The sequence below is a fragment of the Clostridium sp. D33t1_170424_F3 genome (assembly GCF_015667585.1).
Classification (GTDB): Bacteria; Bacillota; Clostridia; order Oscillospirales; family Acutalibacteraceae; genus Anaeromassilibacillus.
In genome coordinates, this window is sequence record NZ_JADPEG010000016.1 from 1 (window position 1) to 14,010 (window position 14,010).

16 protein-coding genes are annotated in these 14,010 nt (G+C 56.8%); 9 read left to right on the forward strand and 7 right to left on the reverse strand.

The window, feature by feature from the left end; all coding sequences use genetic code 11:
- The first annotated feature begins 356 nt into the window (after positions 1-356).
- Entirely contained in the window at positions 357-470 is a 114-nt protein-coding gene (locus I4V53_RS10975; protein ID WP_286167121.1) for a ribbon-helix-helix protein, CopG family, read from the forward strand.
- 144 nt (positions 471-614) lie between these two features.
- The gene (locus tag I4V53_RS10980) at positions 615-887 is read left to right on the forward strand and encodes a hypothetical protein (RefSeq protein ID WP_195985742.1); all 273 of its coding nucleotides are present in this window, start codon (positions 615-617) and stop codon (positions 885-887) included.
- A 221-nt stretch (positions 888-1,108) separates the two neighbouring features.
- On the opposite strand, the gene I4V53_RS10985 is transcribed toward I4V53_RS10980, so the two are convergent.
- Positions 1,109-2,491, reverse strand: a complete 1,383-nt coding sequence (locus I4V53_RS10985; RefSeq protein ID WP_195985795.1) for an MATE family efflux transporter — start codon at positions 2,489-2,491, stop codon at positions 1,109-1,111.
- Between the two features lie 85 nt (positions 2,492-2,576).
- Complete coding sequence (locus I4V53_RS10990) at positions 2,577-4,046, reverse strand: APC family permease (protein ID WP_195985743.1); 1,470 nt, start codon at positions 4,044-4,046, stop codon at positions 2,577-2,579.
- A gap of 217 nt (positions 4,047-4,263) precedes the next feature.
- Between I4V53_RS10990 and I4V53_RS10995 the strand changes: the two genes are divergently transcribed.
- The 3 genes from I4V53_RS10995 (at position 4,264) to I4V53_RS11005 (ending at position 8,444) form a co-directional block, all read left to right on the forward strand.
- On the forward strand, positions 4,264-4,446 hold the full coding sequence (locus I4V53_RS10995) for a hypothetical protein (protein WP_195985744.1): 183 nt from the start codon (positions 4,264-4,266) through the stop codon (positions 4,444-4,446).
- Positions 4,447-4,468: 22 nt separating this feature from the next.
- Positions 4,469-5,818: a magnesium transporter gene (gene mgtE / locus I4V53_RS11000; RefSeq protein WP_195985745.1), complete on the forward strand. Its 1,350-nt coding sequence runs from the start codon at positions 4,469-4,471 to the stop codon at positions 5,816-5,818.
- A gap of 184 nt (positions 5,819-6,002) precedes the next feature.
- Complete coding sequence (locus I4V53_RS11005; RefSeq protein WP_195985746.1) at positions 6,003-8,444, forward strand: DsrE/DsrF/DrsH-like family protein; 2,442 nt, start codon at positions 6,003-6,005, stop codon at positions 8,442-8,444.
- Positions 8,445-8,639: 195 nt separating this feature from the next.
- Here the strand turns inward: I4V53_RS11005 and I4V53_RS11010 are convergent, their stop codons facing one another.
- The 5 genes from I4V53_RS11010 to I4V53_RS11030 all read right to left on the reverse strand — a co-directional run bounded on the left by I4V53_RS11010 (position 8,640) and on the right by I4V53_RS11030 (position 11,681).
- Positions 8,640-9,266 carry an acetyltransferase gene (locus tag I4V53_RS11010; protein ID WP_195985747.1) on the reverse strand — a complete coding sequence of 209 codons (627 nt, stop codon included), beginning with the start codon at positions 9,264-9,266 and terminating at the stop codon, positions 8,640-8,642.
- Positions 9,267-9,284: 18 nt separating this feature from the next.
- Positions 9,285-9,590 carry a DUF6809 family protein gene (locus I4V53_RS11015; RefSeq protein ID WP_195985748.1) on the reverse strand — a complete coding sequence of 102 codons (306 nt, stop codon included), beginning with the start codon at positions 9,588-9,590 and terminating at the stop codon, positions 9,285-9,287.
- Positions 9,591-9,726: 136 nt separating this feature from the next.
- Positions 9,727-9,906, reverse strand: a complete 180-nt coding sequence (locus I4V53_RS11020; RefSeq protein ID WP_195985796.1) for a hypothetical protein — start codon at positions 9,904-9,906, stop codon at positions 9,727-9,729.
- A 346-nt stretch (positions 9,907-10,252) separates the two neighbouring features.
- Positions 10,253-11,044, reverse strand: coding sequence for a class I SAM-dependent methyltransferase (locus tag I4V53_RS11025; protein ID WP_195985749.1), 792 nt, complete (start codon positions 11,042-11,044; stop codon positions 10,253-10,255).
- Positions 11,045-11,072: 28 nt separating this feature from the next.
- Positions 11,073-11,681 carry a TetR/AcrR family transcriptional regulator gene (locus tag I4V53_RS11030; protein ID WP_195985750.1) on the reverse strand — a complete coding sequence of 203 codons (609 nt, stop codon included), beginning with the start codon at positions 11,679-11,681 and terminating at the stop codon, positions 11,073-11,075.
- A gap of 107 nt (positions 11,682-11,788) precedes the next feature.
- On the opposite strand from I4V53_RS11030, the gene I4V53_RS11035 reads away from it, so the two are divergent.
- The 4 genes from I4V53_RS11035 to I4V53_RS11050 all read left to right on the forward strand — a co-directional run bounded on the left by I4V53_RS11035 (position 11,789) and on the right by I4V53_RS11050 (position 13,966).
- The gene (locus I4V53_RS11035) at positions 11,789-12,298 is read left to right on the forward strand and encodes a flavodoxin family protein (protein WP_195985751.1); all 510 of its coding nucleotides are present in this window, start codon (positions 11,789-11,791) and stop codon (positions 12,296-12,298) included.
- A complete protein-coding gene (locus I4V53_RS11040; RefSeq protein WP_195985752.1) occupies positions 12,299-12,943 on the forward strand; it encodes a hypothetical protein in 645 nt (214 codons plus the stop codon).
- A gap of 135 nt (positions 12,944-13,078) precedes the next feature.
- Positions 13,079-13,312, forward strand: a complete 234-nt coding sequence (locus I4V53_RS11045; protein ID WP_195985753.1) for a hypothetical protein — start codon at positions 13,079-13,081, stop codon at positions 13,310-13,312.
- A 162-nt stretch (positions 13,313-13,474) separates the two neighbouring features.
- Complete coding sequence (locus I4V53_RS11050; protein ID WP_195985754.1) at positions 13,475-13,966, forward strand: helix-turn-helix domain-containing protein; 492 nt, start codon at positions 13,475-13,477, stop codon at positions 13,964-13,966.
- Positions 13,967-14,010: the final 44 nt, after the last annotated feature.

Consider the following 14,010-nt stretch of genomic DNA (forward strand, 5'->3'; position numbering starts at 1 on the left):
AAAAAGTAATGCCCCTTTAGGGGCCCGCCATGAGTCAGCAATGCAGTTGGCCGACCCATTCGTGGCCCCTTCAGGGGTGTTGTCTGTATCATGCCCTTCTAGGGCTTTCCCAAGCCCCCGGCTTTGCCGGGGGTCCTGACTCTATTAGGCAACAAATGTGCGGTATCGGCGGATGGACTGCAACGATAAAAAACAATATACTTTATTTTAAGAGGCGCAAGTAATCACTTGACTTTAGGTGCTACGTACATTATTATATATTTAGGTGCTACGAAAGCGAGGTGAATGCATTAGTGCCGCAAAAAAAGATGGGTCGTCCTACAGATAGTCCAAAAACGTTTATGTTAAGAGTAAAAATGGACAAGGAGACGCTGGCAAAGCTGGACGCATGTTGTGAAATGGAAAAGACCAACCGCTCCGAGTTTGTGCGCAGAAGTATCCAGGAAAAGTATGACGACCTCAAAAAATGAAAGGAAGCGGCTTTCTCCCACAAAGATCAACCGCTTCCTTCACACACCCACAATCGCCCAAAGGACCATTGCAGTGTAAATAGTATAACATGCATTGCAAATCCTTTCAAGCGTGTGGGTGAACGACAGGAAAGGATGAATGATTTGAAGCAAGATACGTTGAACGAAATGTTTAACCAGTTGTTTGACAGCGCCATGCGGGAATTCACGCGCGAGGGGGAATACGAATCCCTGATAGAAAAATGGGATCAGATTGACCGGGAATGCGAAACGATGCTGGCAGAGGTTGAACAGGGCTTTGTACGGGAATGCTTTGAAACCCTTGCGGAGATCAGCTGTCGTGAAAACCAGTACGCCTACCGCCGGGGAATGCTGGACTGCGTTTCACTGTTGAAAGCACTCCGCGTGCTGGCATAAGGAAAAGGGTTTGTATGATCATTGACAAGGGGCCGTTGCAGTTTTATTCTGCAACGGCCCCTAAAGTTTGCCTGGTAGCACTAAGGTCCGTAAAGGACTATATCACTCGTTCCCACTCGCTCTTCTCAGGAAGAGAGTCCCGCTCCTTGCGAGGAGCGGCAAAGGACTCTGTCCTTTGATCCCGCCGCTTTTTAGAAAAGCGGAAAAACACGTTTTAGTCATTACCTGTCAGATAAAAGTGTTCCTCTAAAAGTGTTCCTCGCCGTAGGTGCGAGCTGACCGCAGGCCTGTGTCCCGTCTCCAAAATTCCTTGCAATGAACCACTGGCAGAGCAGCATGGAGAGAAGTGAAGCCGCGGGTGCGGCAAAGCCGATTTGGAACATCGAAGGGTGGGCCGTACAGGTCAGCAGGTACGAAACGGGGATGCGCACCAAAAATGTTGTCAGCAGGCTGTGGAACAGCGGGAACAGCGGATGCCCGCCGCCGCTCAAAAAGCTGTTCATGCAGAACACAAAGCAGACGACGACGCAGTCCAGGCTGTACGAGCGCAGATACCACGCGCCGGCTTCGATGACCAGCGGGTCCGCAGTGAACAGGCCCACCAGCATCGGCGCGTTCCACTGTGCCAGCAGAAAGCACGCGACCCCAAAGACCAGAGAAAGCCCGATCGCCATGCGCATACAGCTCCGCGCCCGGTCCATCAGCCCCGCGCCCTGGTGCTGGGCCGTCACGGCGGAAAGGGCCGCAGCAAAGGCGGTGGTGGGCAGCATGCTGAACGCGATCAGTTTTTCCACCACGCCGATTGACGCGGACGCGACCAGCCCCATGCCGTTGATCAGAGCCGTGATAATCAGGAACGAGACGTTGACCAGCCCTTCCTGCAAGGCGATGGGAAGACCAGCCGCCAGCGCGTCCTTCGCGGCGCAGAGCCGGAAGCAGGGCGCGTGCCTGCGGTATTTTCCCAGAAAGCCCCGGTATGCCAGATAGATGATTGCCAGCAGCAGGCTGGCGATCTGCGCGATCACGGTGGAAATTGCCGCGCCGGGCGCGCCCATCCGGAACACGCCTACAAACAGCAGGTCGGTGGAAACATTGATGACGCACGCCACCGCAATCAAAATCAACGGCGTGCGGGAATCTCCAAGCCCGCGCAGGATGGCGCTGATGGCATTGTATCCGACGATGAATAAAATGCCGCACGCGCAGATGAACAGATACTGGCGGGTGATCTCCACCGCCTCCGGCGGCACCTGCATCCACTGGCAGATGGGATCGAGCAGCAGAATGGTCGCCGCGGTCACCAGCAGCGAGAACAGGCCGAACACAATGCAAATCGTTTTGACCGCGTGGGCGACCTCCTGCTTGCGCTGCGCGCCGAAGGTCCGGCCGATCAACACGGTGCCGCCCGCGGTCAACCCGATGGACAGCCCGGTGATGGTCTGCATGATCTGCCCGCCCGTTGCGACCGCCGCGACTCCTACGGAATCGGAAAAATGGCCCACCATGAACAGGTCTGACGCGCCGTAACAGGCCTGCAAAATATTGGATAGCAGAAATGGAAGGGAAAACCGCACCAGTGTTTCAAACGGGCGGCCTTCTGTCAAAAGCCGTTGCTGTACCGTATCCGCGTCCCCCTTTGGTTCCTGTTTTTTAATAGGTATGCGGGACAGGACGGCGGTATGTGGATTTTCAGAGGACGGCCCCCAGAAGAAGCGGAAGATGCAGGGCGAGCACAAGCAGAACCGCGACTGCGACGGCCCATTTCCACAGGCGGTATTCCCGGTCCATGCGCCGCTGTTCGTCGGGAGAAGGCGGCGCATCGTCTGGCGGAAGGAGCGCTTCCTCGCGCGGGGCGCCCCTTTTGCGGCAGAGCAGGAAGGCCGCCATGCCGAGCGCACAGCAGGCGGCGCCTGTCAGGACGGCGGAACGCTCCAGCTGCGTCATCATGAACAGATAGATCACAATGCTGACCGGCGCGCCCAGCCGGATCCACGGCGCGCGGTAGGGGCGGGAGAGCGCGGGCTGCCGGACGCGCAGCGCGCAGGCCGCCGCCATGCCGATGATGTAATACAGCAGGGTGCAGAACAGGGAGAGCGACGCAATGTAGTTGATGGAATCGGTCGAGATCAGCACAAGGGTAAAAATCCCGAGCGCCGCAATCGCCGCAACAGGCGTTTTCCAGCGAGGATGCAGCTTTGCAAAGACCTTCGGCAGCGCGCCGTCGCGCGCCATGGTGTACAGGTACCGGGCGGGCGCGGTCACGCTGGCGTTCAGGGTGGAGAAATCTCCGCCAAAGGCGATGCCCAGGCAGAGCAGGACCAGCGGAAAGCCGACGATGCCCGCCTGCTTCATCCCCTGCGCGTAGGGGGCCGCGGCGTCCGCCAGCGAAGCGATGGATTCCGGCGGGACGATGCGCAGCAGCGCCCACTGGAACAGCCCGTTCACCGCAAAGACCAGGAAGGGCGCGAGAAACAGCGCGCGCGGCAGGTTCACGCGCGGGCGGCGGATTTCCTCCCCCATGGCGCAGCAGGTCTCAAAGCCCGCAAAGCACCACCACACCATGGCGACGCAGGGCAGGAAGCCGGCAAAGGTCAAACTGGCCGGGTCCGGTACGGGCAGCGCTTCTCCAAAGTGCATGGACGGGAGCGTCGAGAGAATCCACACGATGGCGACGCCCCAGAAGAAGAACATGAATCCGTTTTGCAGCCGTCCGGTCATCTCCACGCCGCGCACCGCCAAAATCAGGAATCCGGCGACGGCAAGGCAGGCGATCCAGCGGTCGCCGATGGGCAGGGAAAGCCCCAGCGCCTCCAGCAGGGTCCGCAGGTAAAAGCTGAACGCAAGCGCTTCTCCGCTGGCGACGGAGACCATGGAGATCACAAAGCTCCACCCCGCCAGCATGCCGAAGGGGCGGCCCAGCCCGAGGGCCGCGTAGCGGTAGGTTCCCCCGGCGGAGGGAAGGGCCCCTCCCATCTCCGCGTAGAGCAGGGAGGGGTAAATGCTGATGAGCAGCGCCGCGAGCGTTGCCAGAATGACAAACGGGCCGAGGACGCCCACGACGTTGGCCCCCACGGTGAACAGTCCCACGCCGATAACGGTGCCCGCCGTGATGGTGATGGTCTCGCGGAGGCCCAGGCACCTATGTAATGTTTCCCGCATATGCGCACTTCCTTTCCAGACAATTGTTCCATACTATGCGGGAATCGAATATTGGGAAACGGAAAATATGTTGACCGCATCTAATTTGCGGAAAATACGAAAAAGAATTCGTAAATGGGTTGAAATTGGCGTGCGAAAGTGCTATTCTGTGATTGCGGTTAAAATCCGCCCGGAATGAAACAATTTGAATCAAAAAGGGGGAAAAACAAGTGGACTTATGCGGACGAAGTACGAAGATGGACAGTGGCGTTCCTTTGCGGAGCTGCTTTACGCCGCGGCGCTTGTTTTTCCGCGCCCTGTAAAACAGATTTGGAAAAGTGACGTCACCGCATGGGGATGCGCTGTAACAATCAGCGTATCCCCATGCGGTTCTGTCCGTTTGGCTGCTTCCTCGCTGTAATCAAAAACAGGAGGAGAAACCAATGGAAAAAGAATATGATTTTGAATTGCTGTTCCGTCTGCTGGAACGGAAGGATTTTCGCGCCCTGCGCGCGGCGCTGGCAGAAGAAAACGAGGTGGACATCGCCGACTTCATTGAGCAGCTTCCGCAGGAGCGCGCGACGGTGGTGTTCCGTACCCTGCCCAAGGAGCTGGCGGCGGAGGTATTCGCCAACCTGCCGCCCGAGGTGCAGCAGGTCATCGTCGGTTCCATCACGGATACGGAGCTGTCTGCCATCATCGAGGACCTGTTTGTGGACGACGCGGTCGACATGCTGGAGGAGCTGCCCGCAAACGTCGTCAAGCGCGTGCTGAAAAACGCCAAGCCGGACACGCGCCAGCTCATCAACCAGTTTTTGAATTACCCGGAAAATTCCGTCGGCAGCCTCATGACGGCGGAATACATCGACCTGCGCAAAAATATGACGGTCAGCGACGCGATCAAGCGCATCCGCCGCACCGGCGAGGACAGCGAGTCGATCTACACCTGCTATGTGATCGACGAAAGCCGCCGCCTGGAGGGCGTCGTCACTGTCAAAGAGCTACTTCTGGCGCAGGACGACCAGATTATCGAGACGCTGATGGAGCCGGACGTCATTACGGCGGGCACGATGGAGGACCAGGAAGAGGCCGTCCAGCGCATGATGAAATACGACTTTATCTCCATGCCCGTGGTGGACCACGAGAACCGGCTGGTCGGCATTGTCACCGTCGACGACGTGATGGACGTCATGGAAGAGGAGGCGACCGAGGACTTTGAAAAAATGGCGGCAATGCATCCGTCGGAAAAGCCCTATCTTAAAACAAACGTGTTTGTATTGGCGAAAAACCGCATCGTCTGGCTGCTGGTGCTGATGGTTTCCGGCATGATCACGGGCGGCATTCTGGGCCGGTACGAGGCGGCGTTTGCCGCCATGCCGATGCTGGTCACGTTTATTCCCATGCTGACCGATACGGGCGGCAACGCGGGCAGCCAGAGCAGCACCATGGTGATCCGCGGCATGGCGGTGGGCGACATCACCTTCCACGATTTTTTCCGCGTGTTCTGGAAGGAGCTGCGCGTCAGCCTGCTGGTCGGCGTGGCGCTGAGCGTGGTGAATTTTATCCAGCTTTCCATCCGGTTCCCCGGGAACGAGCTGATTGCCCTGACCGTCGCAATTGCGATGCTCACCACCGTGCTGATGGCGAAGACCGTCGGCGGCGTGCTGCCGATGCTGGCAAAGCTGCTGCACGCGGACCCGGCGATTATGGCCGCGCCGCTCATCACAACCATTGTGGACGCCTTTTCCCTGGTGATCTATTTTAACGTGGCGCAGGCGCTGCTGCCGATTTAAAGCACAGACCGCTGTGCCGCAAAATATGGACAGGATAAGAAACGATTTCTTTCGCCTGCAGCGAGAGGAATCGTTTTTTGTGGATTCTTCCAATTGTGCGCCGGCGTCTTTGTAACTTAGTCACTTGCCAATTGTGAAAAAGAGTATAGAATGAAAGCAGGAAATGCAGAGAGGAGCGAAAGCCATGAAGATATGCATTGTGGGAGGCGTCGCGGGCGGAGCCAGCGCGGCCACCCGGTTGAGAAGACTGAGCGAGGACGCGGAAATCGTCTTGTTTGAAAAAGGGGAGTATATCTCCTATGCGAACTGCGGCCTGCCCTATTATATTGGCGGCAGCATCAAAAGCAGGGACGCGCTGCTGGTGACAAAGCCGGAGCTGCTGCGCAGCCGGTTCCGTGTGGATGTCCGCGTGCAGAACGAGGTGCTGTCCATCGACCGCAAAGCGAAAACCATGCAGGTGCGGGACCACGCGGCGGGGAAAACCTATACGGAATCGTACGATAAGCTGATCCTGTCCCCCGGCGCGGAGCCGAAGTGCCCGAACCTGCCCGGTGTGGAGCTGGACGGCGTGTTCACCCTGCGCACGGTGCCGGACACCTTCCGCATCGATCAGTACATCCGGGAGAAAAACGCCGCGTCCGCCGTGGTGGTGGGCGGCGGCTTCATCGGCGTGGAGATGGCGGAAAACCTCAAGGAGCGCGGGCTGGACGTCAGTATCGTCGAGTTTGCGGACCAGGTGGTCGCGCCGCTGGACAAAGAGATGGCGAACCTGCTGCACCGCCATCTGGCGGAGCACGGCGTGCGCCTGCGTTTGGAAACCGGCCTGACGGGGATTGAAGAGAAGGACGGCGCATTGGCAGTGCGTCTGACAAAGGGCGAGCCGCTGCATGCGGATTTGGTACTGCTCAGCATGGGCGTCGCGCCGGAAAACAGGCTGGCGAAGGAGGCGGGCCTCCAGCTGGGCGTCGGCGGCAGCATCGCCGTGAATGAAAATTACCAGACCTCCGACCCGGACATCTACGCGGTGGGCGATGCGATCGGTGTAAAGAATTTGGTGACCGGACAGGAAAATCTGGTGCCGCTGGCGGGCCCCGCCAACAAGCAGGGGCGCATCGCGGCGGAAAATGCGCTGGGCGCGCAAAAGACAACGGGTGAGGGCGTGCAGGGCAGCTCCGTGCTGAAGGTGTTCGATCTGACCGCCGCCTCGACGGGCCTGAACGAAAAGCAGGCCCGGGCGCAGGGAATCGCGTACCGGAAGACCTATGTCCACCCGCAGTCGCACGCCTCCTATTACCCCGGCGCAACGCCGATCTCGATGAAGCTGCTCTTTGCAGAGGACGGCAAAGTATTGGGCGCGCAGGCCGTGGGGTATGAGGGCGTGGAAAAGCGCATCGACGTGCTGGCGGCGGTGATCCGCCTGCGCGGCACGGTGTACGATCTGGAGGAACTGGAGCTCTGCTACGCGCCGCCGTATTCCTCCGCCAAGGACCCGGTTAACATGCTGGGCTTTACCGCCGCAAATATCCTGAAGGGCGATATGCCCGTGATCTACGCCGAAGACGTGCCGGCGCTCGACCCGGAGCAGACCACGCGGCTGGACGTGAGCATGCCGGAGGAAGTGCGCATGGGCACGGTGCCGGGCTTCCGGAACCTGCCGCTGGATGAGCTGCGCGGGCGGCTGGGCGAGCTGGACCCGAAGAAGCCGGTCTATGTGACCTGCCGTGTGGGATTGCGCGGCTATCTTGCCACGCGGATTCTGAAGCAGCACGGGTTTGACGCGTATAACCTGAGCGGCGGGTATAAGACGTATCAGCTGGTGCATGCGAAGAACGAATTTGCAGAGCCTCCCGCGCCGCAGAAACCGGAGGAAGAAAGGGCGGATCATGACGTGAAAACCATTGTGGTGGACGCCTGCGGGCTGCAGTGCCCCGGGCCGATCATGAAGGTTGCCGAAGGGATGAAGGGCATCGCGGAGGGCGAACAGCTCTGCATCCGCGCGACAGACCCCGCCTTTGCCTCCGATATTCAGGCGTGGTGCAAGAGCACGGGGAACCGGCTGCTTTCCGTCCAGAACGAGAAGGGGACCTATGAAGTCGTGCTGCAAAAGGGCTGCGGTGCAAACCCCGCGCCGTCGTGCGCCATTGCGTCGGAGGAAGGGCACGACAAAACGATGGTGATTTTCAGCGGCGATCTGGATAAGGCGATCGCGGCGTTCATCATCGCCAACGGCGCGGCGGCGATGGGCCGCAAGGTGACGCTGTTCTTTACCTTCTGGGGGCTGAACATCCTGCGCAGGAGCGAGAAGGTCAAGGTCAAAAAGAATGTGATTGAAAAGATGTTTGGCATGATGATGCCGCGCGGCAGCAAAAAGCTGAAGCTTTCCAAAATGCATATGGCGGGCGCGGGCTCGAAGATGATCCGCGAAGTGATGAAGAGCAAGAACGTTTCCTCTCTGGAGGAACTGATCCAGTCCGCCATGGACAACGGTGTGCGCGTCGTTGCCTGCCAGATGTCCATGGACATCATGGGCATCCGCGCGGAGGAACTGCTCGACGGCGTGGAGCTGGGCGGCGTGGCGACATTCCTCGGTTCGGCGGAAACCTCTGATACCAATTTGTTTATTTAAATAACAATTATACGAAAAGTATTGTATTATAACGGAAAAACGTCCGCATTTGAGCCAAACGGCACGAAAAAAGGTGTCTCGCAGTGTGCGTGATACGCAAAATATCGGCAGTACAGGAAGAAACGCTCCCCCGCCAAAGGCGGGGGAGCGTCGTCAATTGTAATCGTACGGTACGGGAAACAGCGGCTTCTGTCATTACCTGATGCGTTTTGCCGGAACGCCCGCCACCACCTCGCGGGCCGGTACGTCACGGATGACCACCGCCCCGGCTCCAACGACCGCTTCTTCCCCGACGGAGACATTGTTGATGATGGTACATCCAATCCCCAAAAACGCTTTTCTGCCGATGGTGGTGTGTCCGGCCATGGAGACTTTGGGGCAGACGTTGACGAAGTCTTCCAGCACGCAGTCGTGCTCCACAATTGCCCCGGTGTTGACGATGCAGCCGGTTCCGACAAAGGCGTTGGTATGAACGACGGCAAACGCGAGAACCGTGCATCCCGCCGAAACCCGCGCAAAGGGACTGATAAAAGCCGTGGGGTGGACGACGGTTGCCAGCGGAATGTCCAGCGCGTTTAAAAGGGAACTCTTCTGTTCGCGCAGAGAGTTGTCGCCCGTTGCGACGATCACCTCATCGAAGGACGGCAGGAACGCGCGGAGGTCGACGTCCTGCTCCCGGTATATCGTGTAATTTGGTATCTCACGCGCGTCTCTCTCCGCAAAAGATAAAAAGGCGATGGAATCATATGTCTTCATCGCCAGGGCACAGTCCAGCGTGACGGTTCCCTGGTCGCCCGCGCCCCAAATCAACAGTTTTTTCATAGTCCGTCCTCCCTTGAATCAGGGTGTTTTGCGAAAAATCTGCGCTTCGGCAAATTCCTCATAGTTGTCTAAAAGTTCCAGCATCAACAGCGCGCCCATCCGGAAGCCGTAGCAGAATTTTTCCGCCGAAACAGAGCCTTCAATCGTCGACTGTGCATCCACGTAATCGGAAAAGAGCTGGCGTTCTCTGCCGTGCAGCAGGTCAAACAGGATTTGTTCGTTTTGCTGGACAGTCTGGTCCGCGCGGGCCGCGGATGAATCGTCGTCAAAAATAGTGGTGCTCGCCCTGGAATCCATGAAAAACAGATTTTCAATTATGCTCATTGGTTTATTTCCTTTCTGTTTCCACGGCGCCTTGCCAGAATGCGCTGCACATGGTAAAATATTTGTGCAGAGCCTTTCTGAGGCGCTGTGGTTTTGTGGGGAAAGCGGCGCATTTTTGAGTGTGGGCCGCTTTCCTTTACTTTTCCAGCTCGCCCTTCAACAGCTTAATCCCCCGCCGGATTGCTTCCGTTCGCGGGACCGGCACTTTTTTGCAGTACGCGTCCAGAACATCGCAGCATTCCTGATCCAGACGGACATGTACGGAGGTGCCTTTTGGATTGTCGGTTGGACGACCCATTTTCTTTTTTTCGGGCAATGGCTTCACCTCACTTTCGTGGCCCATGATATAACAATAGGGAATTGTGCCACGAAAGTCAATAGATATGCCAATATTTGTTAAGTGAAAAATATTGACGCTTTGGGGGATGAGATATAAAGCAGTTCATGTTTCTATTTTATCTTTTTTAATATTGCGCGTCTACAAACAAAGTGTTATCATTTACTGCTTTTTAGAAAAATAATTGAATACTATTTGTTGTTTATTTAATATATAATACTGTATGATATAAAAATCTGCCGAAACGACCGCATGATGCGCGTTTCGGCAGGTTTTTTCATAAAACGGTCAGGGCGGGGTGCGCCCCGGTCGGGCCGGTTTTCTTTCACCGCTTTTCAGCGGTCAAAAGGTAGGACAGAGGGAAGCCCTTATGGTCGTATGCTTCCGACAAACCGACGTCGTAATCGTACTCGTTCAGTTTGACAACGGACAGTTGCGCGCCGCTGACGGCGTTGATGATCGCGGACATCGTGTGCGAAAAGCTGGTGAAGGTTTTGGATTCGTACTGCTCCGACATGTATCCCATGCCCTCGTTCTCAATCCACGGTTCTTTCCGGAAATAAGAGTACGCGATCCGGTTCAAATGCTGTTCGTCAAACGCGGGTTCGCCCGGCATGGGCAGCATGTTCATGACCGGATGAAAATCGTGAATCATCAGGAGGCCCCCGGGCTTCAGGCACTTGGAAACAGTTTGAAACAGCGCGTCCAGATCCTCAAACCAGGTGATGGCCCCGATGGTGAACAGCACAAAGTCAAAACGATTGTAATACTGCGGCGGGATTTCCAGAATATTGCAGGCGATAAATTCACAGTGTTCGACGCCCGCTTTCTCCGCGGTGCCGGCGGCCTGTTGAATGATGTTTTCCGCGATGTCAAAGCCATAGCCGTTCTTTGCGCCCAGCTGCATCAGGGAGAGCAGCTCGCGCCCGTTGTTGCAGCAGAACTGCGCGACGGTCTTGCCGTGGAAGTCGATGGTCTCCAGCTCTTTTGCCACATCCGGGCAAAAGAAGGGAAGGCGCTCGATGAGTAATCGCTCATGGTTTGTTTCGCCCCAGCCGGGATGCCGATGCTCAAAGGCCTCTTCCCAGGCCGCTTTATTTTCCTGAATGTAATTCATTTTGATTTCCTCCAATCGATGGGTGATTTCAGGGGACTTCCGGCGCAAACCGGATGACGGTCCGCAGCGTCCGTTCCACCTCGTCCAGATAGTCCGGCCCCGCGTCGATATTCCGGTTCACCAGCATGACCGCGATGCCGTGCACCAGCGCCCACAGGGAGATCAGATGCGGGCGGTATTCCGGCTCGGGGATATGCAGGTATTCCAGATAGGCGACCGCCGTCTGCTGGAACAGCAGGTAGGGCCGCCGGTCCGTGGAGGTGTCCGCAAGCTCTTCCCAGGGCATCGGGGACATAAACCCGGTAAAAAACAAAATTTTTAAGTAGTCCGGATGCTCCGCCATAAATTGCACATAGCCCTTGCCCAGCTCCATCAATCGTTCCGGCGGCGTGCCGGGCTGGCGGTCCACGGACGCCTGCAAACCCTGCGCGAACTGCGTCAGCACATATTGCAAAATCGCGGCAAGCATATCGTCTTTATTTTGAAAATGCTTGTACGGCGCGGTGTGGCTCACGCCGCAGGCCGCCGCGATCCGGCGCAGAGAGAGCTTTTCCACGCCGTCCTCCGCGATCAGCCGGATGCCCGCGTCGATCAGCTCCTGCCGCAAATTCTCGTGGTGGTACCGCTTTTCTTCCATCTCGATCAACTCCTGACAAAAGTATACAATAAAAAGTTGACGGTGTAAACATTCTGTGCTATGATCAATCCGTCAGAATGTTTACAGTGTTAACTTTGGAGGCGGATATGAAACTGTTGCTGCACGATTTGGAACCCTCCGCGTTTGCGGAATGCTTTCCCGGTTTGCCGGAAGACGTCAAGGAGATCGGAGACTGCCACGGCGACATTCACCCGTGCATCGGCTGTTTTGGCTGTTGGATCAAAACGCCGGGCGTCTGTGTGTGGAAGGATTTTTATCAGGACTTGGGCAAGTGGCTGTTCCAGTGCGACGCGCTGGTGCTGCTGACGCGCGTGACCTACGGCGGCTACAGTCCCTTTGTCAAAAACTGCATGGACCGCATCATCGGCGGACTGCTGCCGTTCTTTGCCAAACGCAACGGGGAAATGCACCATATAACGCGCTACCGGACGCCGCCCGTCTTCCGCGTGTACGGCTATGGGGACGCCGATCCGGCGGAGCGGGAGACGTTCCGCCGTTTGGTCGAAGCGAACGCGCTCAATTTGGACACCACGGATTTCCGCGCGATTTGGCTGGATCATCTGCCGGTGCTGGAAGACGTAAAGGAGGCGCTTTAAATGAAAATTTGTCTGGTCAACGGCAGCCCGAAAAAGAAGGGCAGCGCCTCCGGCTGGTTTATCGCGGAGCTGCAAAAGCTCCTGCCGGCACAGGCGCAGACGGCTGTGCTGGAATCAGCCTCGTACACGGGGAAGCCGTTTTTGGAGCAGCTCTGCGATTGCGACGCGCTGGTTTTTGTTTTTCCGCTCTATGTGGACGCGGCGCCGTCCCATCTGGTGCGCATCCTCACGGAGCTGGAAGCGGTTGCGGCGGGGAAGAAGCAGAAACCGGTTGTTTATACCGTGGTCAACTGCGGCTTTTTTGAGACGAAGCAGAACCGGTATGCGCTCCAAATCATGCGGCATTTCTGCCGCCGCGCCGGGTTCCCCTGGGGGGAGGGCGTCGCCGTCGGCGGGGGCGGGTTCCTGGGCCAGAGCGTGGGGATCCCGCTGGACGCCTCCCCCAAAAAGTCCCTGTGCGCCGCCTTTACCGCCTTCGCCGCGTCGATCGCGCAGGGAAAAACCGGCGGGGAGGACCGCTATGTGGAGCCGAACATCCCGCGCTTCCTGTATTTCCATGTGGCGAATTACGGCTGGAAACGGCAGGGGAAGCAGAACGGCCTTGGAAAAAAGGCCCTGTACCGCACCTGGGAGAAGAAAAGTTAACCCTCTTTTACGTGGGGATAGGATGAAAGCCGTTTCCGGTCTGGAAACGGCTTTTAAATTTTTTCCAGTTTGTCCCTTTTATTTGAAGGTTTTTGCCCTTCTGATTCGTTTTATGATCAGAAGGGAGCGGATACCATGAAAAGAAAGACTGGGGAATGGGATGTGATCATCTGCCTGACGGTTTTGCTGTACGGGCTGCTTTTTGCGGAGTTTTTCCTGCACCAGTGGCTGATGGGCCGGTGGTCGGCGGAGCTGCCGCAGCTTCCGGCGTGCGCGGTATATCCGTCGTGGTTTCCGCTCTATTTTTGGGCCGTCCTGCTGCTGTCCATTGTGGGAAGCTTTTTGGGACAGTTGTTCGGGATCGCATAAATGGCGAGAAACCGACGAAAATACGGGATGAAATGCGCGGATACAACCGCCGGTTTCTAAAATTACAACCAACGGTAGGGCGTTTCAACCGTGAATCGCTTCTTTTTTCATGGACTCTATTCTATAATCAAAACAGATTCGTAATAGAAAAGAGGAAACAACATGAAAAAAACAATCGGTGAAAAGATCAGCGATCTTAGAAAACAGAAAAAAATGACGCAGGACGAGCTGGCGGAAAAGATGGGGGTGTCCTCTCAGGCGGTGAGTAAATGGGAAACCGGGCTGAGCATTCCGGACCTGCCCATCCTGATCGAGCTTTCGGACTTTTTCCATATGTCCCTGGACGACCTCGTAAAAGAAAAGGAAGAGGCCGTCTATCTGGTGCCCGTGGAGGAACGGAAAAAGATCGAGGAAATGTTTTTGCGCGTCAATATCCACACGGTGCAGGGGGATAAGGTCAAGGTGAATTTGCCGCTGGCCTTTGTCAAAATGGCGGCGGAAATGGACCTGGAAATCCCGCAGTTTAACGGCAGCGAGATTCTGAAGGCGCTCGATTTTGATCTGATTATTTCCATGATCGAGAACGGCGTGCTCGGCAGGATCGTGGAGGTGGAGAGCAGCGAAGGAGATATTGTTGAAGTCACGGTGGAATGATGAAGGTAAAAATACGTACAAAAGCGTTTAAGGACCTTTTACCT